Origin of the sequence: Mesorhizobium sp. M1182 (genome assembly GCF_040318335.1) — a bacterium.
Taxonomy (GTDB): Bacteria; Pseudomonadota; Alphaproteobacteria; order Rhizobiales; family Rhizobiaceae; genus Mesorhizobium.
Genome location: NZ_JAMYMD010000037.1, coordinates 1 through 21,766, shown reverse-complemented (window position 1 = coordinate 21,766; position 21,766 = coordinate 1). Strand labels below are relative to the sequence as shown.

At 60.9% G+C, this 21,766-nt stretch carries 24 protein-coding genes and 1 tRNA gene; 9 read left to right on the top strand and 16 right to left on the bottom strand.

Translation table 11 applies throughout. From position 1 onward, the window contains the following. Positions 1–13 precede the first annotated feature (13 nt). Positions 14–166 (bottom strand): hypothetical protein, encoded by a 153-nt coding sequence (locus NKH33_RS28295; RefSeq protein ID WP_023718367.1) that lies wholly within the window; start codon positions 164–166, stop codon positions 14–16. A gap of 210 nt (positions 167–376) precedes the next feature. After that, positions 377–721, bottom strand: a complete 345-nt coding sequence (locus tag NKH33_RS28290; protein WP_023677801.1) for a DUF2147 domain-containing protein — start codon at positions 719–721, stop codon at positions 377–379. Between the two features lie 459 nt (positions 722–1,180). Between NKH33_RS28290 and NKH33_RS28285 the strand changes: the two genes are divergently transcribed. Both NKH33_RS28285 and NKH33_RS28280 read left to right on the top strand, forming a co-directional pair. After that, positions 1,181–1,447, top strand: coding sequence for an SEL1-like repeat protein (locus NKH33_RS28285; RefSeq protein WP_010915070.1), 267 nt, complete (start codon positions 1,181–1,183; stop codon positions 1,445–1,447). 390 nt (positions 1,448–1,837) lie between these two features. After that, positions 1,838–2,959 (top strand): branched-chain amino acid ABC transporter substrate-binding protein, encoded by a 1,122-nt coding sequence (locus NKH33_RS28280; protein ID WP_352471026.1) that lies wholly within the window; start codon positions 1,838–1,840, stop codon positions 2,957–2,959. 99 nt (positions 2,960–3,058) lie between these two features. On the opposite strand, the gene NKH33_RS28275 is transcribed toward NKH33_RS28280, so the two are convergent. The 11 genes from NKH33_RS28275 to NKH33_RS28225 form a co-directional block, all read right to left on the bottom strand. Then, positions 3,059–5,047, bottom strand: coding sequence for an acetyl/propionyl/methylcrotonyl-CoA carboxylase subunit alpha (locus tag NKH33_RS28275; RefSeq protein ID WP_352922583.1), 1,989 nt, complete (start codon positions 5,045–5,047; stop codon positions 3,059–3,061). A 111-nt stretch (positions 5,048–5,158) separates the two neighbouring features. After that, a complete protein-coding gene (locus tag NKH33_RS28270; protein ID WP_023677798.1) occupies positions 5,159–5,533 on the bottom strand; it encodes a hypothetical protein in 375 nt (124 codons plus the stop codon). A 43-nt stretch (positions 5,534–5,576) separates the two neighbouring features. Then, on the bottom strand, positions 5,577–5,957 hold the full coding sequence (locus tag NKH33_RS28265; protein ID WP_245274740.1) for a hypothetical protein: 381 nt from the start codon (positions 5,955–5,957) through the stop codon (positions 5,577–5,579). Between the two features lie 29 nt (positions 5,958–5,986). Continuing rightward, on the bottom strand, positions 5,987–6,361 hold the full coding sequence (locus NKH33_RS28260; RefSeq protein WP_352566208.1) for a hypothetical protein: 375 nt from the start codon (positions 6,359–6,361) through the stop codon (positions 5,987–5,989). Between the two features lie 115 nt (positions 6,362–6,476). Beyond that, positions 6,477–7,007, bottom strand: a complete 531-nt coding sequence (locus NKH33_RS28255) for an O-acetyl-ADP-ribose deacetylase (RefSeq protein WP_352922580.1) — start codon at positions 7,005–7,007, stop codon at positions 6,477–6,479. A 1-nt stretch (position 7,008) separates the two neighbouring features. Further along, the gene (locus tag NKH33_RS28250) at positions 7,009–8,616 is read right to left on the bottom strand and encodes a carboxyl transferase domain-containing protein (RefSeq protein ID WP_352922578.1); all 1,608 of its coding nucleotides are present in this window, start codon (positions 8,614–8,616) and stop codon (positions 7,009–7,011) included. A 4-nt stretch (positions 8,617–8,620) separates the two neighbouring features. Continuing rightward, positions 8,621–9,004, bottom strand: a complete 384-nt coding sequence (locus NKH33_RS28245) for a type II toxin-antitoxin system VapC family toxin (protein ID WP_352922575.1) — start codon at positions 9,002–9,004, stop codon at positions 8,621–8,623. Beyond that, on the bottom strand, positions 9,001–9,393 hold the full coding sequence (locus NKH33_RS28240; protein ID WP_352922572.1) for an AbrB/MazE/SpoVT family DNA-binding domain-containing protein: 393 nt from the start codon (positions 9,391–9,393) through the stop codon (positions 9,001–9,003). Before NKH33_RS28240 ends, NKH33_RS28245 begins: the two co-directional genes overlap by 4 nt. Positions 9,394–9,475: 82 nt before the next feature. Then, positions 9,476–10,639: an isovaleryl-CoA dehydrogenase gene (locus NKH33_RS28235; protein ID WP_352922570.1), complete on the bottom strand. Its 1,164-nt coding sequence runs from the start codon at positions 10,637–10,639 to the stop codon at positions 9,476–9,478. A gap of 47 nt (positions 10,640–10,686) precedes the next feature. Then, a complete protein-coding gene (locus NKH33_RS28230; RefSeq protein ID WP_352922567.1) occupies positions 10,687–11,349 on the bottom strand; it encodes a TetR/AcrR family transcriptional regulator in 663 nt (220 codons plus the stop codon). Between the two features lie 148 nt (positions 11,350–11,497). Then, positions 11,498–11,776 (bottom strand): acylphosphatase, encoded by a 279-nt coding sequence (locus NKH33_RS28225; protein ID WP_352922565.1) that lies wholly within the window; start codon positions 11,774–11,776, stop codon positions 11,498–11,500. A 198-nt stretch (positions 11,777–11,974) separates the two neighbouring features. On the opposite strand from NKH33_RS28225, the gene NKH33_RS28220 reads away from it, so the two are divergent. Both NKH33_RS28220 and NKH33_RS28215 read left to right on the top strand, forming a co-directional pair. Next, a complete protein-coding gene (locus NKH33_RS28220; RefSeq protein WP_352922562.1) occupies positions 11,975–12,253 on the top strand; it encodes a hypothetical protein in 279 nt (92 codons plus the stop codon). Then, on the top strand, positions 12,205–12,474 hold the full coding sequence (locus NKH33_RS28215) for a MarR family winged helix-turn-helix transcriptional regulator (RefSeq protein WP_352922622.1): 270 nt from the start codon (positions 12,205–12,207) through the stop codon (positions 12,472–12,474). Before NKH33_RS28220 ends, NKH33_RS28215 begins: the two co-directional genes overlap by 49 nt. Before the next feature lie 32 nt (positions 12,475–12,506). Here the strand turns inward: NKH33_RS28215 and NKH33_RS28210 are convergent, their stop codons facing one another. Next, entirely contained in the window at positions 12,507–13,613 is a 1,107-nt protein-coding gene (locus NKH33_RS28210; RefSeq protein ID WP_352922559.1) for a pyridoxal phosphate-dependent aminotransferase, read from the bottom strand. A gap of 121 nt (positions 13,614–13,734) precedes the next feature. Here NKH33_RS28210 and NKH33_RS28205 point away from each other — a divergent pair, with 121 nt between their 5' ends. Continuing rightward, a complete protein-coding gene (locus NKH33_RS28205) occupies positions 13,735–15,387 on the top strand; it encodes a tetratricopeptide repeat-containing sulfotransferase family protein (RefSeq protein ID WP_352922556.1) in 1,653 nt (550 codons plus the stop codon). Positions 15,388–15,617: 230 nt separating this feature from the next. On the opposite strand, the gene NKH33_RS28200 is transcribed toward NKH33_RS28205, so the two are convergent. Continuing rightward, positions 15,618–16,769, bottom strand: coding sequence for a porin (locus NKH33_RS28200; protein ID WP_352922553.1), 1,152 nt, complete (start codon positions 16,767–16,769; stop codon positions 15,618–15,620). 449 nt (positions 16,770–17,218) lie between these two features. Here NKH33_RS28200 and NKH33_RS28195 point away from each other — a divergent pair. From NKH33_RS28195 to NKH33_RS28180, 4 genes are all read left to right on the top strand, one after another. Beyond that, positions 17,219–17,309 (top strand) — tRNA-Ser (locus NKH33_RS28195). A gap of 93 nt (positions 17,310–17,402) precedes the next feature. Then, a complete protein-coding gene (locus tag NKH33_RS28190; protein WP_352922550.1) occupies positions 17,403–17,654 on the top strand; it encodes a GIY-YIG nuclease family protein in 252 nt (83 codons plus the stop codon). A gap of 98 nt (positions 17,655–17,752) precedes the next feature. Further along, complete coding sequence (locus tag NKH33_RS28185) at positions 17,753–18,922, top strand: porin (protein ID WP_352922548.1); 1,170 nt, start codon at positions 17,753–17,755, stop codon at positions 18,920–18,922. 238 nt (positions 18,923–19,160) lie between these two features. After that, entirely contained in the window at positions 19,161–20,219 is a 1,059-nt protein-coding gene (locus NKH33_RS28180; RefSeq protein WP_502906780.1) for a tyrosine-type recombinase/integrase, read from the top strand. A gap of 314 nt (positions 20,220–20,533) precedes the next feature. Here the strand turns inward: NKH33_RS28180 and NKH33_RS28175 are convergent, their stop codons facing one another. Next, the gene (locus NKH33_RS28175; RefSeq protein WP_352922545.1) at positions 20,534–21,421 is read right to left on the bottom strand and encodes an alpha/beta fold hydrolase; all 888 of its coding nucleotides are present in this window, start codon (positions 21,419–21,421) and stop codon (positions 20,534–20,536) included. Between the last annotated feature and the right edge of the window lie 345 nt (positions 21,422–21,766).

Genomic DNA, 21,766 nt, shown 5'->3' with positions numbered 1-21,766 from the left:
GCTCTTTGTCGTTTCAGTGGCGAAGCTGGTTCGGGCAACCGAGCCGGCAGGAAATGGCGACGTCCCAGGCGCGGGCCGGGCGGCCGGCTTCGGCGACAAGGACGGCGAACAACATGCCGAACAGGCTCATCAGCAGGCAGACGATGGTGAAGCGGCGGGCAAGCATTGCGCGGTGTCTCCTTCAACACGCATGACAATGCCTTGCCCAGCGTGAACCGGCTCTGATCCCGGCGTTCATCTGGGGTTCAAAAATGGTTGATGATCTCTGAGAGGGTCCGCCTTGAGTGCAGCGACCCATGGCGACGCCATGGCTGCGAGACCGATAACATGAAAACGGGGCCGACTGGCCCCGCTCAACCCGGCAGGAAGGGCACGATCAGAGCTTGTGCCAGGTCTGGCTCTTGCAGATCAGCCCGCCGAGCACGCAGCCGCTCATCTTGAGCGAACTGCCGGAAAGCGAAGCCTTGCCCGAATAGGTCTTGTCGGTTTCCGGGTCGGTTATGGTGCCGGCATATTTGTTGTCGCCGGCAACCTTCAGTGAACCGATGTTCTTGCCGGCAAATTTGCCGGATTTGAGCGTAATCGAAAATGCCCCGCCGCCACCCGAAATGGCGGCAGTCGATCCGGCTTGCGTTTTCCAATTGCCTTCGATCGGATCGGCCCACGCCGCGCCGGTCATCATTATTGCGGCCGCGAGGGCCAGGCTCACTTGTCGAAACATGTCTTTCCTCCCTCAGGTAAGTCCAATCGGGCTCCGTCCCGGGTGTCTGCCCCTTACGCAAACGTAAGCTAGTCCAGCTCCCGGAAAAACAAAAGCGGTGCCGCGACGGAAGGGTTGCGGGTTTTTGCCCGCTCCCGATCGGCCGCGCCGGCGAAAAATGAAACGGGCCGCACACGTCTTTGTCTTCTGTGGTTAGCGGAGTCTTGATCCGCGCCTCGCAAGTTTTCTTCAAATCTTGTGCAAACCGGCGCGATTGCTGGATTTGTATCCTTAACGAATTTTCGCGTTTACCTCTTGTTTTAGCTTTGTTTTCCTCAAATTAAGCACGCCATTTAACGACGGATTTAAGCCTCCGGGGCATTCTCGAAAGCATCGAAAGAGCGGCCGCCCCCGACGGTAATCAAGGACACCGAGGGACATACGGAGACAGCTCTCGGGAGCCAGAACAGGGGATTTGAAATGGCACGTTTTGAAATGCTTGAAGCCGGCTTCGGCGCCATGGGGGCAACCGCCCAGGCCGATATTCTTTTCGAGTTGGGCATGATGTATGCGACTGGTCGCGATTGCGAGACCGACGTCGTCGCCGCCCACAAATGGTTCAACATCGCCGCGATCAAGGGTTCGGCCCGCGCCGCGGAACTGCGCTCCGAATTGTCTGCCGCCATGTCGAAGGTCGAGATCGCCAAGGCGCTGCGCGAAGCTCGCGAATGGATGACGATGCACTGAATTCGCCGGCATCGACCTCACAAGGGGTACTGACCTCACGACAGGGACGCTTCGGGTCAAGGCCGCGCAGAGGGCCGGGCCCGAAAAATCAAGGCCGCGCAAGACGGCCGGGCCAACAAGATCAAGAACACGGCGGACGAGCCGCGCCATAAACCGTACAAACAGGGAAGGCGAGCGGATCCTGGTGGGGATACCTCGGGAACTCGATGAGAAAAGCTGCGACCGGCCGGAACAAGGCTGGCGCGGCTTTGTCTTTGGAACAGCGCATTACAGGCCCAATCGAGCGCCGACGATGCGTCTAGACAGCTCCGGTGAAGGATGAAATTCTCCCGCCATTCTGGAAGAGGCGCGGCCGGGATGGTCGCGCGAGAGTGGAGGAGTTGTGTCACCATGAAGAAATTCAGTATTTTCAGCGCAGCCATATTTGGCCTGATGATGACCGCGCCGGTCGCCTTCGCCGATGACATCACCTTTTCGGTGGTCGGACCGATGACCGGTCAGCTTGCCAACATCGGCGATCAGTTTAAGCAAGGCGCGCAAGCCGCCGCCGACGCGATCAACGCGGCGGGCGGCGTCGACGGCCGCCAGATCAAGCTCGACATCGAGGATGACCAGTGCGATCCGAAGCAGGCGGTTTCGGTCGCCAACCGCATCATCGCCAACGGTGTCAAGTTCATCGATGGCCACGCCTGCTCGGGCTCCAGCATCCCGGCCTCCGCTGTCTACGCCGAAGCCGGTGCGCTGATGATGAGTCCGGCTTCCTCGAACCCGGTGTTGACCGATGCAGCGGCGAAAGCCGGCTGGCCGACGATCATGCGCCTCTACACGCGCGACGATGCGCAGGGCGCTTTCATCGGTCCCTGGATCGCCAAGAAATATGCCGGCAAGAAAGTCGTCATCCTGCACGACAAGAGCGCCTATGGGCAGGGCGTGGCCGATGCCGTGAAGGCAACGATGAACCAGAACGGTCTCAATGAAATCCTCTACGAGGGCATCAACGCTGGCGAGAAGGACTATTCCGCTCTTGTTACCAAGCTCAAGGAGCTGAAAGCCGACGTCGTCTATTTCGGCGGCTATCACCCCGAAGCCGGCCTGATCCTGCGCCAGTCGGCGGAGCAGAACCTCAAGTTCCAGTTGATCATGCCGGACTCGATCGCTTCGCCGGAATTCTGGCAGGTTGCCGGTCCGGCCGGCGAAGGCACCATGTTCGTCTTCCCATCGAATCCGCAGGCGAAGCCCGAAGCCAAGGAGGCCATCGCCAAGATCAAGGCCGGCGGCTTCGTGCCTGAGGGCTTCACGCTGTTTTCCTATGCGGTGATCCAGGCCTTCGCCGAAGGCATCAAACGCGCCGGCAGCGACGATCCGGCAAAAGTCGCCGAAGCGTTAAAGAACGGCCAGCCGATCAGCACGGTTGTCGGCTCGGTCACCTTCGACGAGAAGGGCGACCTCAAGAACGCGAGCTACGACATCAACCAGTGGCATGACGGCAAATACGCGCCGATCCAACCGTGATGGCCGCGGCGCCGCAAGACGCGCTGCTGTAATCGAACATGGCCGGGGGTCAAACCCGGCCACATTTTTTTTGGCGACGCCTTTGTCACGCGTTCGAGATCACTTCGTGGATAGGGAAACAGCAGTCAACTGAGGTTCCTCGACAAAGCGAACCAGCACGGTGCCGTCGGTTACCTGCGCGCCTTCGGCAGCAATCTCGGCGATAACCCCGTCATGGGGCGCGGCAATGGTGTGCTCCATCTTCATCGCCTCCAGGATCAGCAGCGGCTGGCCCTTGATCACGGACTCGCCTTTGCCTGCACGCACCAATTTGACCAGGCCGGGCATTGGAGCGCGCAGGCTGACGGAAGCGGCGGCGGCTTCGTCGGCTCGGGCCAGCGGATCCGGCACGGCAAAACCGTAGCCGATGGCGCCATCGAAGACCGTGACGTGGCCCGGCCAGCGGGCGAGGCGAGGCGCCGCGCGGAGATCCCGCGAATTGACGCTGTCATAGGGCGCATCCAGCGCCACCTCGAACCGCCCGTCCGGCCGCACCGACACGCGCGCGCCGATCTCCTGCTCGCCAAACTTCAGCAGGGTGCTCCGCGCTACAGCGTGGAAATGCGCATAGCCGGCCAGTGACGACCAGGGATCGTCCGAGGACGGCAAGTCGCGCGCACCGGACGCGGCAAGTGCCGCGGCGGCAATCGTCTCACCGCTCGGCGGCGGAACCGCCGTCAACGCCTGCTGGTGCCTGGCGATCAGGCCGGTATCGACATCGCCCGCCGCAAAATCCGCATCAGCGGCCAGCGCGGCAAGAAAGCCAGTGTTGACCGTCGAGCCGGCGATTTCGGTCTGCGACAGTGCCGTGCCAAGCGCGATGAGCGCCGTCCGTCTGTCCTTGCCATGAACGATCAGCTTGGCGATCATCGGATCGTAGAACGGCGAAATCGCATCGCCAGCGCGTACACCGGTTTCGACGCGCATGGTCGCACCCTCCGGTGCCGGCTGCGGAAATTTCAAATGGTGCAAGGTGCCGGTCGCCGGCAAAAACCCTCTTGCCGCGTCCTCGGCATAGATGCGCGCCTCGAAGGCGTGGCCGGAGAGCGCGATCTCGCTCTGCGTCTTCGGCAGTTTTTCGCCGGCGGCTACCCGCAACTGCCACTCGACCAGGTCGATGCCGGTAACCATTTCGGTGACGGGGTGCTCGACCTGCAGACGGGTGTTCATTTCCATGAACCAGAAACGGTCGGCCTTCAGACCTTGCGAGGCATCGACGATGAACTCGATGGTACCGGCGCCGGAATAGTGGATTGCCTTGGCGGCTTTCACCGCCGCCTCCGTCATCGCCTTGCGCAGTGCCGGCGTCATGCCGGGGGCAGGCGCCTCCTCGATCACCTTCTGGTGGCGGCGCTGCGCCGAGCAGTCGCGTTCGTGAAGATGCACGGCGTTGCCGAAATTGTCACCAAACACCTGCACTTCGATGTGGCGCGGCTTGTCGACATATTTTTCCACCAAGACGCGGTCGTCACCGAACGCGGCTTTCGCCTCGCGCCGCGCGCCCGACAGTGCTTCCGAAAAATCATCGGGATGCTCGACGCGCCGCATGCCTTTGCCGCCGCCGCCGGCGCGCGCCTTGATCAGTACGGGGTAGCCTATCTCGCGCGCCTTGGAGGCGAGCAACACGATCTCCTGCGCTTCGCCGTGATAGCCCGGAACGACAGGCACGCCGGCCTTTTCCATCAGCCGCTTGGCCGCGTCCTTCAGTCCCATGGCACGGATCGAGGCCGCCGACGGCCCAATGAAGATCAGCCCCGCCGCGACCACCTGGTCGACGAAATCGGGGTTTTCCGAAAGAAAGCCGTAGCCCGGATGGATGGCCTCGGCACCTGTGGCCAAGGCCGCCGCGATGATCTTGTCGCCGCGCAGATAGCTTTCGTTGGCGGGAGAGGCGCCGATATGCACCGCTTCGTCGGCCATTTCGACATGCAGGGCGTGAGCGTCGGCGTCGGAATACACGGCGATGCTGCGCACACCCATCCTGCGTGCCGAGCGGATCACCCGGCAGGCGATCTCGCCACGGTTGGCGATCAGGATCTTGGCGAACATCGGGCCTCCACAGGCAGAGCTGCCGCCAACGGCGCGAATTCTCGTCACGCGAACTGCGGCAATGCCCTGCTTTGTAGTCTGGCGGTCAAAGGGTAGGCAAGCGAGGCCTGCCTACTTTGAGGCCGCGATTTCGCAAGCTCCCCCGGTCGTGACCCTGTAACGGTCGCGGGTGACCTGGCAGGATTTCATCGCCATATCCTCGGCAGCCTTTTGCGAGGGCGCATTCAAGCGCGAGCCGCACAGGATGTACAACGAACGCACCCGGGAATACGGAGTGGTCGCATAAGCTGAATGGCCGCTGGCCGCCACATAGGCCTTATATGCCTTGGTGCATGGCCGATCCGCGGTCGCCGGAAAATACGGGTAGAAGCGGACGTCGCCCTTGCTTCCAGCCAGCGATTCCGCCGCGCCGACATTGGGGCTCGAGATTAGAAGCAACCCGGTTATTAGCGAGAAGACTGCTTGTTTGACGCTTATAGATTTCATTTTTCCCACCCATTGAATATGTCGAAGGCCGACGAGTGTCGGTCTATTTGGAGGCAGCTATGGCGCAGGCCCCTGCAGTCGTGACCTTGTACTTGCTGCGCGCGGACTGGCAGGATTTCAACGCCAGCGCCTCCGCAGCCTTCTGGGATGTTGCATTCAGATAAGCACCGCAAATAGTGAATTCGGTTGCCCAGTTGAATGGCGTCATCGCATAGGCCGAGTGACCGCCAGCCGCCACATAGTCCTTGTAATTCTTGCCGCAGCCTCCGATTGTACCCGGTGCAAAATAGACCGGAAAGCGGCTGTCGCCCTTGCTTCCCGCCAGCGATTCGGCGGCGCCGACATTCGGTGCAGAGGCCACAAGCAGTGCAAGTACCGACATGGTTGCTCGCTTGATTGATAAAGATTTCATTGCCAAACCCATTTGAACCCCAAACACTGAAATATATTCGCCTACTTGGAGGCAGCGATTTCGCAGCCGCCGCCTGTTGTAACTCTGTAACTGTTGCGGGCGGCCTGACAGGATTTCAACGCCAATTCTTCGGCAGCTTGCTGTGACGGTGCATTCAAGCGCGAGCCGCAGATGATGTACAGAAAACGCACCCGGGAATACGGAGTGGTTGCATAGGCTGAATGGCCGCCGGCCGCTACATAGGCCTTGTAGGCCCTGGTACACGGATCCTTCGGGCTCTGCGGCAAATAGGGATAGAAACGGGTCTCGCCCTTGCTTCCCGCCAGCGACTGCGCTGCGCCGATGCCAGGGGTCACTAATATAAGCAACCCTGCAAGTAAATGCACAGTTGTTCTCTGAAAAACGCGCCGCCTCATCTTCGCCCAATCCCCATTGGTATTTGCGATGATCAATAGCCGTGATTCTTTCGTCTGGCCAGATCGAGAAGCAAAAAATAGTCTGGAGATGTGGTGGGTTGTCTCCCGCGCAGGGTCACACCCTGCCGAGTGCAGCGACGACCCGCTGATACAATTCGGCCGTCGGCTCGTCGAAGCAGCAGAAAATGACGGTTTCCGGAGCGATGTTCTGGCCGATGAAGGCGCTCACGGTCCCGACAGCAATTTGCGTCGCCTGATCCTTCGGATAGCGGTAGGCCCCGGTCGAGATCGCAGGAAACGCCACCGTCCGGCAGTCCTTTGCGGCGGCGATTTCGAGCGACCGGCGATAGCAGGAGGCGAGCAGTTCGGCTTCTCCTTTGCTGCCACCTTGCCAGACCGGCCCGACCGTATGAATGACGTAGCGCGCGGGCAGCCTGTAGCCCTTGGTGATTTTTACGTCTCCGACCTTGCAGCCATGCAAGGTCCGGCATTCTGCCACAAGCTCGGGGCCGGCCGCGCGGTGGATAGCGCCGTCGACGCCGCCGCCTCCGAGAAGAGAGGTATTGGCGGCGTTGACGATGGCATCGACCGCCAGCTTCGTGATGTCGCCGGTTTGAATGCGAATCCTCTGGCCGATTTCGCTCATCTCACATCCTGAACACGCCGAATTTTGTCTCCTCGATCTCGGCGTTGAGCGCGGCCGAAAGGCTGAGCGCCAGCACCTCGCGGGTCTTGGCCGGGTCGATGATGCCGTCGTCCCAGAGCCTTGCCGACGAATAGAGCGGGTGTCCCTCGTGCTCGTACTTCATCAGGATCGGCTTCTTGAATTTCGCTTCCTCCTCAGCGCTCCATTCCCCGCCCTTGCGCTCGATGCCTTCGCGCTTGACCACGGCCAGCACCGTTGCCGCCTGCTCGCCGCCCATCACCGAAATGCGGGCATTCGGCCACATCCACAGGAAGCGTGGCGAATAGGCGCGTCCGCACATGCCGTAATTGCCGGCACCGAACGAGCCGCCGATGATCACGGTCACCTTCGGCACCTTGGCCGTTGCGACCGCCATGACCAGCTTGGCGCCGTCCTTGGCGATGCCGCCGGCCTCGTATTTTCGCCCGACCATGAAGCCGGTGATGTTCTGCAGGAAAATCAGCGGGATCCTGCGCTGGCAGCACAGCTCGATGAAATGCGCGCCCTTTAGCGCGCTTTCCGAAAACAGCACGCCATTGTTGGCGACGATGCCGACCGGCATGCCGCTGAGATGGGCAAAACCGGTGACAAGCGTGGTGCCATAATTCTGCTTGAACTCATCGAACTCGGAGCCGTCGACGGTGCGGGCGATCACCTCGCGCACGTCGTAGGGCTGGCGCAGATCCGTCGGAACGATGCCGTAGAGTTCATGTGGATCGTGAAGCGGTGGAATCGATTTCTGTAAGGCAAGGCTTACATTCTTGTTCCGATTCAGGTTTTTGACGATACGCCGGCATATGGCCAGCGCATGCTCGTCGTCGAGCGCATAGTGGTCGGCAACGCCGGAAAGCCTTGTGTGCACGTCGGCGCCACCGAGGTCCTCGGCGGTGACGTCCTCGCCGGTGGCCGCCTTCACCAGCGGCGGCCCGCCGAGAAAGATGGTTGCCTGGTTGCGCACCATGATTGTCTCGTCCGACATCGCAGGCACATAGGCGCCGCCGGCCGTGCACGAACCCATGACGCAGGCGATCTGCGGAATGCCGGCGGCCGACATGTTGGCCTGGTTGTAGAAGATGCGGCCGAAATGATCGCGGTCGGGAAACACCTCGTCCTGGTTGGGCAGATTGGCGCCGCCGCTGTCGACCAGATAGACGCAAGGCAGATTGTTCTGCAATGCGATCTCCTGTGCACGCAGATGCTTCTTCACCGTCAGTGGATAATAGGTTCCGCCCTTCACCGTGGCGTCATTGACGACGACCATCACTTCGGTGCCTTCGACGCGGCCGATGCCGGCGATGAGGCCGGCCGAAGGGATGTCCTCGCCATACATCGACCATGCCGCGAACTGGCCGATTTCGAGGAAGGGCGAGCCTGTATCGAGCAATTGGGCTAGGCGTTGCCGCGGCAGGAGCTTGCCGCGGGAGACGTGCCGCTCACGCGCCTCTTCCGAGCCACCGCGCTCGATGGCGGCGGCTTTTTCAGCAATATCGGCGACTAGCGCCCGCATGCGCTCGGCATTGCCGCGGAAGGCATCGGAGGCGGACGACATCTGAGAGGTGAGGGGGGCCATGGCGCTACCGGATCAGCTCGATCTTGCAGCCGACATCGAGGTCGCCCCAATCGCGATCAGCGGTGACGGCAATGGCATTCTCGCGAATTGCCAGCGCCAGGCAAGCCCGATCGCCCAGCGACAAGCCGCGATGCCGCGTCAATTGGCGAAGCTGCCCGGCGGCGATGCCCATCGCGTCGTCGAAAACGGCGATCGGCATGCCGAGACTGGCGAGGTCGTCCGCGGCCTGTTCCATGCTGCGTCCCTTGTCGATCAGCTTGGCGATGATTTCGGCCGCATTGACCGAACTGCATTGTGCGTCCAGCGCGAACCCCAAAGCATTGTCGGTGCCTTGCTCGTTGAGCAGGATTGCGAGCGCCGCCGAACTGTCCATGACGTAGGGCTTCATTTCGTCCGCTTTCCCGTTGTCCCGTCGGCGTGAAGCCGGTCGAGACGCTTGTCGCTTCGACGCTGCTCTTCCCGTCGCTCTTTCAGAAATTCGTCGACGACGCTTTCACCGGGCTGTTTCAACGCCGACAATTCGGCCTGGACGCGTCGCAGATTCTGCAGCCACGATCTTACCCGCAGCTCGCCGTTTTCGACATGCAGGATCATGTCCTCGCCAGGCTTCACGCCCATCTCCTCGCGCATCGCGGCAGGAATGACGAAGCGCCCGCCCTCGCCAAGCTTGACACGCTCGCGTTTCGCCGGAGCACGAAGCTGTGGTTGGCGAGCGCCGGCATCGAACCGTGCTTGCGGATCTTCGTCAAATCCCGACTTTCCCGTTTTGCCAGCCATGGTCCGTCTCGCCTGTGTTATGGCACATATTCCGAAGTGTGCCACATTGTGCGGCTTCTGGCAAAATCTCAAAAAGACGCCATCAGGCGCCCTCCACCATGATTTCCCGCCCGATCAGCCAGCGACGGATTTCGCTAGTGCCGGCGCCGATCTCATAAAGCTTGGCGTCGCGCAAAAGCCGGCCGGTCGGGTAATCGTTGATGTAGCCGTTGCCGCCCAAAAGCTGGATCGCGTCGAGCGCCATCAGCGTCGCCTTTTCGGCGGCGAAGAGGATACAGCCGGCGGCGTCCTTGCGGGCCGTCTCACCGCGATCGCAGGCGGCGGCCACGGCATAGACGTAGGCGCGCGCCGCGTTCATCGTCGCATACATGTCGGCGAGCTTGCCTTGCACCAGCTGGAATTCGCCGATCGGCTGACCGAACTGCCTGCGTTCATGCACGTACGGTATCGCCACATCGAGGCAGGCCGCCATCAGCCCGACCGGGCCGCCGGCCAGCACGGCGCGTTCGTAGTCGAGGCCCGACATCAGCACCTCGACGCCGCGCCCTTCCTCGTGCAGCACATTATCAAACGGCACTTCGACATCCTCGAACACCAGCTCGCCGGTGTTCGAGCCGCGCATGCCAAGCTTGTCGAGCTTTTGCGCCACGGAAAAACCGGCAAAAGCCTTTTCGACGATGAAAGCGGTGATGCCGCGCGAATTGAGTTCCGGATCGGTCTTGGCGTAGACGACCAGCGTCTCGGCATCCGGCCCGTTGGTGATCCACATTTTGGTGCCGTTGAGCACATAGCGGTCGTTGCGCCTTTCGGCGCGCAGGCGGAGCGACACCACATCGGAGCCGGCACCCGATTCCGACATCGCCAGTGCGCCGACTTTTTCGCCGCTGCAGAGCGAAGGCAGATACTTTTCCTTCTGCGCCTCCGTTGCCCAGCGGTTGATCTGGTTGACGCAGAGGTTGGAATGGGCGCCGTAGGAGAGGCCGACCGAGGCCGAGGCGCGCGAAATCTCCTCCATCGCCACGACATGGGCGAGGTAGCCCATGCCGCTGCCGCCGAAATCGGGATCGGCGGTGATGCCGAGCAGGCCGAGCCCGCCGAGCTCCGCCCACAGATGTGCCGGGAATTCGTTCGAGCGGTCGATCTCGGCGGCGATCGGTGCGATCTTTTCCTGGGCGAAGCGCCGCACCAGGTCGCGCAGCGCCTCGATGTCTTCGTCAAGCCCGAAGTTGAGCGTATGCATGTACATGCCGTTCCTCCCGGCGCACGATCCCGAAATCGGGATCATGCGCGAAATCAAGTTGCTAGAGCGTCCTTTGCGCGCCCGAATAGAGGCGCGGCGTCGTAGCTCGTTGACGCGCCATCGCTCTTTGCTCCAACAAGGCGCATTGTCATTGCTAGATATGTAGCGGTGACTTCGGCGATCGACAGCCGTTCGCCCGGCCGGAACCAGACGATGACGCCGGTCATCATCTGGATCAGCGCCATGGCGGTGAGCCCGGTGTCTTCGATGCTGAATAACCCCGCTTCGACGCCGTCGCGCAGGATGGCGCGCAGCTCCTTCTCGTAGGCCGTGCGCATGCGCAGGATCTGCGTGAGTTTTTTATGCGACAGGCTGCGCAGCTCCATGTTCGAGACATGGGTGGAGTGGCGGCGTTCGATATGGAAAGCGATGTGGTTTTCGACATAAGCGGCAAGCCGCGCTGCCGGATCGGCGCCGACAGGGCGTGTTGCGCGCCACGCCTCGATCAAGCCTTCCATATGCTCACTCATCAGCATGAACAGAAGGTCCTGCTTGGTCGGGAAGTAGCGGTACAGCGCCGCTGCCTGGACGCCGACCTCGGCCGCCAGCTGGCGCATCGACATCGCCTCGTAGCCGAGACGCGCAATCAGGTTGACCGCCGCCTCGCGGATCGCAGCTTCGGTCTTCTCTCCGTCGGAACCGGTCGTACGCGCCATGACAAGCCGCCTTTTCGCGGACAATAAAACAAACGTTCAATTAATTCAAGGACCGAGGCATGTCCGCGCAGGGCAATGGCTTCAGGTTTGCTCTATCTGCACCCTGGAGATTTGTGCGATGGAAGCGAATGAGCAGGATCATGCCTTGCTAGGCAACAATCCTGAAACCCGCGGACATGTTGCGTGACTCGATCTCCTCGACATCGACCTTCGAAACTGCTGCCCCCGGCGGTCCTTGCCAAAACCGTTCGATCATTGTCGAGACCGCCGCACCGGTCCCTGCGATCAAGGCTGTCACCGAGCCGTCAACTTCGTTGCGCACCCACCCGGCAAGGCCAAGCGCCGACGCCTCGCGCCGCGCCCAGACCCGGTAGCTGACGCCTTGCACCTTGCCGTAGATGCGTACCTGCACCGTACGATCGGTCATCGCGCTCTCCATCCTTTGAGTCGAGTCTGGCGCATCGCCGTGCAAATTCAACCGCGCAACGTGCATCGAAGGTCTCTCTCCGGTCGCTATCCGCCAGCTTCACGTGCGAAATAGGCGGCGTCTCCATTAATGATTGACTAAGTCAAATAATTAGGCGATCATGGCCCTGACGGAGCGGTCCGTCCGAAGGAGGTCGACATGCCGGCCGATCGGAATGCCCTTGTCGCGGAGATACGTGGCTTCAATCGCTTCTACACGCGCCTGATCGGGCTGCTCGACCTGACCTTGACGCACAGCGCCTATACGCTGGGCGAGGCGCGGCTGCTGTTCGAATTGGGCGGTCGATCCCGCGCTGTCGCCAATAGCGGCGGTGAGGCAGGGTTCTTGCACGGGCGTTCCACCTCGATCTACGGCCGGCGGCCTCCGAAATCGCTGCCGAACTCCGGCTCGATCCGGCCTATGTCTCGCGCGTCCTGAGGAGGTTCGCCGCCGCTGGCCTGACCGAGACACGCTCTGACCCAGCCGATCGGCGCAGACGTATCCTGTCGCTGACCGCTCGCGGAAGTGCTGAGCTCGCCAGGCTTCAGGCTGCGGCGGATCGCGAACTCGCCCGGCTGACGGCCGGCCTCGCCGATGACGCGGCTGCCGAATTATCGGACGCCTTGAAGCGCGTCATGCGCCTGCTCGGAGAGAAATAGCGGGCAGCACTGGAATCCCGGCGTTGCGCTCTTCAGTTCCCCCGCGCTGCCGCCAGTGCGCCAGGCAGTTCCTCGGCAAAGATGTCGAGTTCGTGGTCGAGGCCGACACTGACCCGGATACAGCGGTCGAGAACCGGCACCATCGGCTTGCGGATGAAGACGTCGCGTGACAACAGCGCCTGCAGCACTTTCAGTGCGAAGGCGCCGTCGCGGCCGCAGTCGATGGTGACGAAATTGGTCGCCGAAGCCAGCGGCTTCAGCCCGTTCGCTTCGGCTATTGCGGCAATACGTCGACGGCCGGCGGCGACCCGCGCCACCACGCTATCCAGCCAGGCCTGATCGGCAAGCGCCTCGACACCGGCGATCTGCGCCATGCGGCTGACGCCATAGTGGTTGCGGATCTTCTCAAAGTCCCGAATCACCTGGGCCTCGGCCACCGCATAGCCGCAGCGTATGCCGGCCAGCCCATAGGCCTTGGAGAAGGTGCGCATGCGGATGACGTTCGGCCGCGCGACATCGATCGGCGGCAGCGCTGAGGCTGGCCCTAATTCGCCATAGGCTTCGTCGAGCACCAGCGTTGTGGTCTCCGGCAAGGCTTCGATGAAGCGGCTGAGCTCGGCGGCTTCCCACCAGCTGCCCATCGGATTGTCCGGATTGGACAGGTAGACCAGTGGCGCCTTTTCCCTGGCCACTGCCGCCAGCAGGCCGTCGAGGTTTTCCCGATCGTTCTCGTAGGGCACTGCGACCAGCCGGCCGCCGACGCCGGCAACGTGAAAGTTGAAGGTCGGATAGGCGCCGAGCGAGGTCACCACCGCATCGCCCGGCGCCACATACATGCGCGCAACCAGGCTGAGCAGCCCGTCTATGCCTTCGCCGACGATGACGTTTTCGGCGCCGACACCGAGATGCCGGGCCACGGCTACCTTCAAATCGTGATTGTCAGGGTCGCAGTACATCCACATGTCGCCGGCAATCTCGGCCATACGGGCAACGACGCGCGGCGAAGGGCCAAAGCTGCTCTCATTGGCGCCGATACGGGCGCGAAAGGCGCGGCCGCGGTCGCGCTCCTGTGCCTCAGGGCCGACAAACGGCACCGTGGAAGGAAGCGCGGCGATAAGTGGCGTAAGGGGAGGGCGCATGGCAAAGGCTCGTTCGAAAAGGGGCCTTCTTGCTAGCCTGCTGGCTGGGCCTGCGCAAGTTCCAGGGCCAGCGGCAACGGTCAGGCTGGATTCTACCGGACCATTTTGCTAGCGAGACATGATGAGCAACCGACTGCCGCCCGCTTGGTCCAAACATATAAAGTCACGTTCGGCGCCGAACGTGCAACCGCCGAAAGCGAAACCGCCGTCGCGCGCGCCGGCCGACGACATGCTGTTGCGACAGGCGCTCGAACTTCAGCAAGCCAAGCGGCTCCCGGAGGCGGAGGAATTATGCCATCGCGTTCTCGCCCGCACGCCCAACCACCCGCTTTCGCTCTACATCCTCGGCACGTTGGGGCTCGGTATCGACGACGAGTTGGCTCTCAAATATTTTGCGCGGGCAGTAAGCCAGACGCCTCAGAATCCATATTTCCACCTTAGCCTGGGAGAGGCCGGTCTGAAGCTTGGCGACAGCTTGCTTGCGATCAGGCACCTGCAGCGCGCCTGCGAATTGAAGCCCGACCTGGTGGAAGCGCTTTGCGGACTAGCACGTGCCTACGTCAACTTCGACAAGGCCGAGATGGCTTTGCCCCTTTACGAGAAGGCGCTAAAGATCAACGGCGACCATCCCATGGTCCGGATTGGTCTGGCTGGTGCGCTCACCAGCGTCGGTCGCATGGACGAAGCCGGAGCGTATCTGAAGCAGGCAATCGAACGTCGCGTCGATGTTGGAGAGGCCTACAATAGCCTGGTCGACACGCGCAAATTCACCGAAAAACCTGCCGAGCTCGACTCTATCCTGCGCGAACTCTCCAATCCCAAGCTTGACCCGGATATTGCATCGCAGCTCCATCACGCCGCAGGCAAAGTGCTGAACGATCTTCAGCGTTATGAAGAGGCGATGGATCACTTCCAGAAGGCAAAAAAGGCCGTTGGCCACGATTATGACCTGGCGTCCTACCGCCGCAGTGTCGATTCCATGATCGAGATATTCACCCCGTCACTATTGGCAACCAAAGCCGGCCACGGTAGCCCGTCCGCGTTGCCCGTGTTTGTGCTGGGCATGCCCCGGTCGGGGACGACGCTCACCGAGCAAATCTGTGCGAGCCATCCGGATGTTCATGGCGCCGGGGAGCTTACGAAGCTGCGGCGAATCGCAAGCTCGATGGGCTTTAGAACGCACTCGGATGAGGACCTGCGCAGTTCGATCATGTCGATGACGAGGGATCAGTCGAGATCGCTGGCCGAAGAATACCTGTCCTATCTGCGTCAACACGCGCCTGGCGCGTTGCGCATCGTCGACAAGATGCCTCACAACTTCGAGCTTGTCGGCTTGATCGGAATTCTCTTTCCCAACGCGAGCATCATTCATTGCCGCCGCGATGCCATCGACAATTGCGTCTCGTGCTTCGTCCTGAATTTCAGCAAGGAGCATGGTTACAACGCCGACCTTGAGACTCTCGGACTGTATTACCGGGAATATGATCGTCTGATACGGCATTGGGACAAGATCTTTCCCGGACGTATCTTCGAAAGCCGCTACGAAACGCTGGTTGCGGATCAGGAGGCTCAATCGCGCCGTCTCATCGATCATCTCGGCTTGCCGTGGGACGATTCCTGCCTTCGCTTTTTCGAGAAGGACAGGTCGGTCAATACCCCCAGCCGCTGGCAGGTGCGGCAGCCGATCTATACATCATCGGTCAAACGCTGGAAAAAGTATGAGAGTACGATCCAGCCGCTGATCCAGTCGCTTGGCGATCTCGCCGAGATTTGATTTGGAGTTGGCGGTCCACATTGCGTGGATCGTGATATCTGAACCGCGCAGGCTTACGGCTGATTTCCAGCGTGCGGCCAGATATCAGTCGGTAGAATTTCTCAGCAACTGGCAGAGAACGATCGCGACCTGTAACCGGCGCCATGCTCACGCGGCTTGATAGCGGAGTCGCCCTGATAGAAAAACCCGGCGGTCGCCCGCCGGGTTCAATCTCAATCTGGCTCGGACTGTTAGAATGAGCGCTGGAAGCGGAGCATGCCGCCAATACTGTCCTTGTCGTCGGCATTGGTCCAGTTGCGATCATAGGCTTTATCAAACTGACCGTCGTGGGCCCAATCGACTTCAGCCGTGATCGTGAAGCCGGGCACGATGTCGTAAGCGACGTTAGCCGCGACGCCGTAGTTCTTGTCGTCGTCAACCGAGGCCTGGAGATTGAACGAGGTCTTCTCGTTGATGGTGTAGGTGCCACCACCCCAGACTGCCCAGTTGCCGCCCCACTGCTTGTAGAAGTTGCGGTCGATGTTGTCGTCAGAACCGTAACCGGCCATGACGAACAGTGTCAGGTTCTGTATCGGCGTAACGTCGAGGCGAACCTTGCCGGCCCACTCTTCCCAGGTGCTGTCATAGGCGGCAACACCGGTGATCGAGCCCCAGCCCTGCGTGTATTTGAGACCGCCGACGACATACGGGACATAGCTGTCGATGGAATCATTGCCGCTGTTGCTGTCTTGGAAAATGCCAGGATCTGCGGCGGCACTGCCCGAACCGGTTTCCAACGAAGCCACGGCCGAGAAGCCGTTGCCAGCATCGAAGTAATACTGGACGACGTTGGTGTCGAAGCCGCCGTAAGGGACCAGCGTATCCTGGATGACGTTGCCGGCGTAGCCGATGAAGGTATCGAAGGCCGATTCGTCCTTACCGACGCGCAAACCACCGAGCTGGACCCAGGCAAAGTTCAGCGAAACACTCGTACCGCCATTGAAGTTGTCATCAAGGTAATCGTTGTGGTTACCCCAGTTGAAGCGGGTCTCGGTGTAGGTCTTCAAGGTACCGAGCTCGGTTTCCTGGCCGGTCCAGGTCTTCAGCGTGAAGCGGGCGTGCTTGTAGTAGGTATCCTGCGAGTCGCCGTCCTGCTGATCGGTAGTCTTTGCACCGTCGAATGAGCCGACGTCGCCGATGCCAATGTCATAGCGGACGTAGCCGCCGATGCGCAGGCAGGTTTCGGTGCCGGGGATGTAGAAGTAGCCAGCGCCGTAGACGTCGCAGATCTTGACGTATTCAGCGGGTTCCGGCTCGGCGACGACGACGGCGTCGGCGGCGCGCGCACCGGAAACTGCGATCAGTGCCGCAGCGGAGCCGAGAAGAAGGCTCTTGATGTTCATTTTCTGACCTCCAGTCAAAAGTTAAAAAACGGGTCTGGGTATTCTTTGCTGAAGGACAGCGTTCCCTGCCCCATCCCCACTACCGAAAAAGATGCGCACCGCGCCGCTCCTTCAAACCCGACATTACCCATGAGACGGCGGCGTTCAACCACGATCGTACCGGCAAAAGGTTTGTGTTGGCGCTATACCCCGGCGTTGTTGCACAAATGACACGATTTGGCCTCACTCCGAAAGCTCCCGTTAACCAACGGCCCTTCGCAAGCCGTTGCAAACCGCGGATTCCGGCGATGGTCAGCCCGAAATGTGACCATGGCCCGAGTCGCGAACCAGGGAATTGCCGTAGAATCGCCACATCGCCGCGCGGCGCTTTGGCGAAGGGTCGATTTTTCAAGGATAATAGCGTCAGCTTGTTGATTGTGCCGGCGCTTTTCTTTATCCACCGGCGCAACGGAGAGGTGGCCGAGTGGTCGAAGGCGCTCCCCTGCTAAGGGAGTAGAGGTCAAAAGCTTCTCGTGGGTTCGAATCCCATCCTCTCCGCCACCCTACGCCCTGCGGGCTTCGGGTGGCAGGCCACCCGGACCCGCATTTTGGGCGTAGGGTGTCGCCCGAAGCTACGAAGTAGCGTAGGGGACCATGTGGTACGTCTATTTCCTGCAACTTCGTAACGGCGATGTCTACGTCGGGTCGACCAACGACCTTCGACGCTGTTTCGAATCGCATCGATCAGGCTATGTGACTTCGACCAAGGCCTATCTGCCTGTAACTTTGAAGTCCTACGTCGGGGTTGAAACCGAGGCCAACGCACGGCAACTCGAGCGATATTTCAAGACCGGTTCAGGCAAGGCCTTCGCCAGCAAGCGTTTTTGGCGGACAGGGCCTCACTGACGACCTTAGGACTTGTCTATTTGAAATATAATCAAAAAACAGCCGAACGAGCTGCTTTTTGCCGACCTCCGCCCTCGATTCTGACTGGAGGTCAGAAAATGAACATCAAGAGCCTTCTTCTCGGCTCCGCTGCGGCACTGATCGCAGTTTCCGGTGCGCGCGCCGCCGACGCCGTCGTCGTCGCCGAGCCGGAACCCGCTGAATACGTCAAGATTTGCGACGTCTACGGCGCTGGTTACTACTACATCCCCGGCACCGAAATCTGCCTGCGCATCGGCGGCTACGTCCGCTATGACATCAGCGTTGGCCAGCAAGGCTCGTTCGACGGCGCCAGGTACCAGGACCTGTTGGATGGTATAAATGGCGATCCCAGCACCAACGACGGCTACTACAAGCAGGCTCGCTTCACGCTGAGGACCTACACCGGCCAGGAAACCGAGATGGGCACCTTGAAGACCTACACCGAGACCCGGTTTAACTGGGGAACCGGTTACGCTAGTGGCTATTCCGACTTTGGCAGCAGAGGCGTTTCGCTGAACTTCGCCTGGATCCAGCTCGGCGGTCTCCGCGTCGGTAAGGACGAAACAGCCTTCAACACGTTCACCGGCTACGCCGGCAATGTCATCCAGGATACGATCGTTCCCTACGGCGGCTTCGATACCAACGTCGTCCAGTATTACTTCGATGCCGGCAACGGCTTCTCGGCGGTGGCCTCCTTGGAAACCGGTGAAGGCTTCGTTAATTTCGACTTCAGCGGCCTCGGTCACGACTCGATCGACAGCTATGTCCCGTATGTCGTCGGCGGCGTGAAGTACACGCAGGGCTGGGGCTCCATCAGCGGTGTTGTTGCCTATGACAGCAGCCTGGAAGAGTGGGCCGGCAAGATTCGCCTCGACGTCACGCCGATGCAGAATCTGGCGCTGTTCTTGATGGCCGGCTACGGCTCTGACGACAATGTCCCGCGCAACTTCTACAAGCAGTGGGGCGGCAACTGGGCAGTCTGGGGTGGTGGTACCTACACCATCAACGAGAAGACCTCGTTCAACCTGCAGGCGTCGTATGACGAAGCCAAGGAAGCTGGTGTCGCTGCCAATATCGCCTACGACATCGTTCCCGGCATGACGATCACGGCCGAAGTGGACTGGGCTCATAACAGCCACCACATCGATAGCGACTCGCTGCCCGGTTATGAATACAACTGGACCGGCATCCCGGGCGACAAGAAAAACGCCGTTGGCGGCTTCCTCCGCTTCCAGCGCTCGTTCTAAGGGCTGGACTTAAGGCAAATGAAATCCAGCCCGGGCGCTTTAACGCCCGGGCTGTTTTTGTTTTCGCGACTGGTAGCAAACAGAAGGAAAAGGGGGTTCGGTAGCTGAACAGGGTTGTGGAACGATGTCGTTGGGATCCGCCACTGGTGGATGAAATCGGCCGCAGCGCTTAAAACTCTTGAAAGGGCACCGCCAAGCAGGTAGGTCTAGGCCTATCCACTCGGGGGTGTGGCGAATAATGACGAACGATGCGATTCAAGAGGGAGGAACCTCTGATCATTTTTCGATGTTTTCTTCTCAAACTGCCAAGATAAAATACAGTTATAACAAGATACGAGAAGTAAAGTCGCACAGGATCGGAGAACTGTTTTCAGCATACCGGGACATACTTTGGGATGACGGGCGGCACAAATACAATGTCAGCTCCTTCATCGGCGAAATAGACGAGATCCTCCTTGGGGAGCGTTTCAGCGCCTTTGACCAAAGCACCCTCGACAATCTTATCGGCACCTTGCGCCAGCGCGGCAACAGCAACGCAACCATCAACCGGAAGATGGCTGCCCTCAGCAAACTGCTGCGCAAGGCTCACAAGATGGGAGATATCCACAGCCTGCCCGAGTTCCGTCGCCAGAAGGAGCGGGCGGGACGGATTCGTTTCCTCGAAAGGGACGAGGAAGCCAGGCTGTTCGCCGCCATCAAGAGCCGCAGCGAGGACGCTTATCGGCTTTCCGTCTTTCTCGTCGACACCGGTTGCCGCCTCGGCGAAGCGCTGGGTTTGATCTGGAACGATATCCAGGAGCACCGCGTCAGTTTCTGGATCACCAAATCCGGCCGCAGCCGCACCATTCCGATGACCGAGCGGGTAAAAGAGGTGATCAAGCTGCCGGCCACCGAGGGCCGCCGGCCCAAAGGCCCGTTCACCAAGCTCAGCCAGGCGCAGTTTCGCGCCATCTGGAACGATGCCAAGGCCGAGGTCGGGCTTGGCGCCGACGATCAGGTCGTGCCGCATATATTGCGCCATACTTGTGCCTCGCGTCTGGTCCAGGGCGGCATCGATATCAGGCGTGTGCAGATGTGGCTCGGCCACCAGACGCTGTCGATGACCATGCGCTACGCGCATCTGGCCACCAACGACCTCGATGGCTGCGTCACTGTGCTGGAGACGCCGCGGTGCAGTGGCGCGGACAGTGGCGGCGCAAGCGCTTTGTCTGCTCCACCTCCGGCAAGGCGAGGGCCAAAAGGCGAGCCGGCCGCAAGCAAGGCCCCAAAGCGAGCGAAGAGAAGCGCCAAATCCTGACGGATCTGACGTGAGATATCAGCCAGCCGCTCAGGGTTGCGCTGCCCCTCATTGCCCTGCGGGGCATTTCTCCCCGTATAGCGACGGGGAGAAAGGCGCTCTTGGAAAGATTTCGCTAATCCCCAGCGTTGCAGATACCTCCCTTCTCCCCGTCGCCATACGGGGAGAAGGTGCCGGCAGGCGGATGAGGGGCAGCGCCGACATCGATAAAATTATTTCACCGCTAATTCCAGCGGAACTGTCAACGGCCGCCGGAATGCTTTGACCGACGCAAAACTTGCGCGTGAATTACTTCGCTCGGCCGAGCTTTACTTCTAACCACCCCGCTGCTCCGCCCGGTCAAGAAAACCAGCGATCCTGCTCGGCAGGATCCCGGAGTCCAAAAACGGTGCATGCCCCTGGCCGTCGGCGGTGATCGTCTCGATATCGGTATGGCGCGTCCGCATCTGCTCGAGCGTTTCAGCGGACAGCAGCTTCGAATTGGCGCCGCGTATGACGAGCATCGGGATGGCCGCCAGTGCGTCGAACTGTGGCCACAGATCTGGCAGCGGCCGGCTGGGATCGAGCCCCGCCAGTGTCTCGACCAGTTTCGGATCGAAATCGGGCAGAAATCCCTCCTCGGTCTCGCGGTAGAGGGCTGATACCATCCGCTCCCAATCCGCATCGGTCAGCGCCGCAAAATCCGCGCCATGGGTGCTGCGCAGGCCGCAGACCACCTCCGCGTACGTCTTCGGCCTTGGCGCGGGGTCGAGGTAGGAGCGGATATGGGCGAGACCTTGCGAGTCGATCACCGGGCCGATGTCGTTGAGGACGATGGCCTTCAGCAAGGCCAGCCGCATCGCCCCGAGCACATGGATGATCAGTCCACCGCGCGAGGTGCCGATGAAGGCAGCCTCGTCGACGCCAAGTGCAGCCAGCCCGGCGAGAATATCCCCCGCTTCGATGCCGATATTGTAATGGCCGATATCGGCATCGTAGGCGGACTGCCCGCGCCCGCGATAATCGAAGGCGACAACCCTACGCCTCGCCTGCGTCGACAGATAAAGCGCCAAATCGTGAAAATCACGGCAATTGCGGGTCAGGCCAGGCAGACAAACGACTGGCCAACCGCCGGAATTCGCTTCGCCGTAGATGCGGGCGTGCAGGCACAGCCCGTCCGGCGCGGCGTAGAAGAAATCGGAAAAACCCTGCTCGATGGGCATGTAGACTCCGTTCCTCTCACCGCCGGATCGCTTCGATTGCTACAGGCGAGGGGCAGGTAAGGTCAAATAGGGAAGGCGCCGGCGTTGGAGGTCCCTCAACGGGAAGATTGGCTGCCATAGTCGCTTTCGCCAGGTTTCGTAGGATGCAGAAAGGCACTGTCCCCGAAGCTGCCGATCTCCCACTTGGGGGCAGGGCTATTGCAGATGGAAAGTCGAGGCTTTCGCTCTACGACGGACCCCCACCCCTGACCCCTCCCCCCTGTTTGGACCGGAGACATCGCGAACAGGTGTGCGAGGACATCGCGAACAGTTTGGCGCGCTTTGCGCCGGGAGGTTCGGGATGCC

Excerpts from the sequence above, each read along its gene's own strand:
- NKH33_RS28250 (WP_352922578.1), bottom strand. The coding sequence starts at position 8,616 with ATGGCCCCCCTCACCTCTCAGATGTCGTCCGCCTCCGATGCCTTCCGC.
- NKH33_RS28290 (WP_023677801.1), bottom strand. The coding sequence starts at position 721 with ATGTTTCGACAAGTGAGCCTGGCCCTCGCGGCCGCAATAATGATGACC.
- NKH33_RS28185 (WP_352922548.1), top strand. The coding sequence starts at position 17,753 with ATGAACATCAAGAGCCTTCTTCTCGGCTCCGCTGCGGCACTGATCGCA.
- NKH33_RS28285 (WP_010915070.1), top strand. The coding sequence starts at position 1,181 with ATGGCACGTTTTGAAATGCTTGAAGCCGGCTTCGGCGCCATGGGGGCA.
- NKH33_RS28220 (WP_352922562.1), top strand. The coding sequence starts at position 11,975 with ATGCCGGCCGATCGGAATGCCCTTGTCGCGGAGATACGTGGCTTCAAT.
- NKH33_RS28180 (WP_502906780.1), top strand. The coding sequence starts at position 19,161 with ATGACGAACGATGCGATTCAAGAGGGAGGAACCTCTGATCATTTTTCG.
- NKH33_RS28225 (WP_352922565.1), bottom strand. The coding sequence starts at position 11,776 with ATGACCGATCGTACGGTGCAGGTACGCATCTACGGCAAGGTGCAAGGC.
- NKH33_RS28235 (WP_352922570.1), bottom strand. The coding sequence starts at position 10,639 with ATGTACATGCATACGCTCAACTTCGGGCTTGACGAAGACATCGAGGCG.
- NKH33_RS28275 (WP_352922583.1), bottom strand. The coding sequence starts at position 5,047 with ATGTTCGCCAAGATCCTGATCGCCAACCGTGGCGAGATCGCCTGCCGG.
- NKH33_RS28295 (WP_023718367.1), bottom strand. The coding sequence starts at position 166 with ATGCTTGCCCGCCGCTTCACCATCGTCTGCCTGCTGATGAGCCTGTTC.
- NKH33_RS28200 (WP_352922553.1), bottom strand. The coding sequence starts at position 16,769 with ATGAACATCAAGAGCCTTCTTCTCGGCTCCGCTGCGGCACTGATCGCA.
- NKH33_RS28190 (WP_352922550.1), top strand. The coding sequence starts at position 17,403 with ATGTGGTACGTCTATTTCCTGCAACTTCGTAACGGCGATGTCTACGTC.
- NKH33_RS28210 (WP_352922559.1), bottom strand. The coding sequence starts at position 13,613 with ATGCGCCCTCCCCTTACGCCACTTATCGCCGCGCTTCCTTCCACGGTG.
- NKH33_RS28205 (WP_352922556.1), top strand. The coding sequence starts at position 13,735 with ATGAGCAACCGACTGCCGCCCGCTTGGTCCAAACATATAAAGTCACGT.
- NKH33_RS28175 (WP_352922545.1), bottom strand. The coding sequence starts at position 21,421 with ATGCCCATCGAGCAGGGTTTTTCCGATTTCTTCTACGCCGCGCCGGAC.
- NKH33_RS28230 (WP_352922567.1), bottom strand. The coding sequence starts at position 11,349 with ATGGCGCGTACGACCGGTTCCGACGGAGAGAAGACCGAAGCTGCGATC.
- NKH33_RS28265 (WP_245274740.1), bottom strand. The coding sequence starts at position 5,957 with ATGGGTTTGGCAATGAAATCTTTATCAATCAAGCGAGCAACCATGTCG.
- NKH33_RS28260 (WP_352566208.1), bottom strand. The coding sequence starts at position 6,361 with ATGAGGCGGCGCGTTTTTCAGAGAACAACTGTGCATTTACTTGCAGGG.
- NKH33_RS28240 (WP_352922572.1), bottom strand. The coding sequence starts at position 9,393 with ATGGCTGGCAAAACGGGAAAGTCGGGATTTGACGAAGATCCGCAAGCA.
- NKH33_RS28255 (WP_352922580.1), bottom strand. The coding sequence starts at position 7,007 with ATGAGCGAAATCGGCCAGAGGATTCGCATTCAAACCGGCGACATCACG.
- NKH33_RS28245 (WP_352922575.1), bottom strand. The coding sequence starts at position 9,004 with ATGAAGCCCTACGTCATGGACAGTTCGGCGGCGCTCGCAATCCTGCTC.
- NKH33_RS28270 (WP_023677798.1), bottom strand. The coding sequence starts at position 5,533 with ATGAAATCTATAAGCGTCAAACAAGCAGTCTTCTCGCTAATAACCGGG.
- NKH33_RS28280 (WP_352471026.1), top strand. The coding sequence starts at position 1,838 with ATGAAGAAATTCAGTATTTTCAGCGCAGCCATATTTGGCCTGATGATG.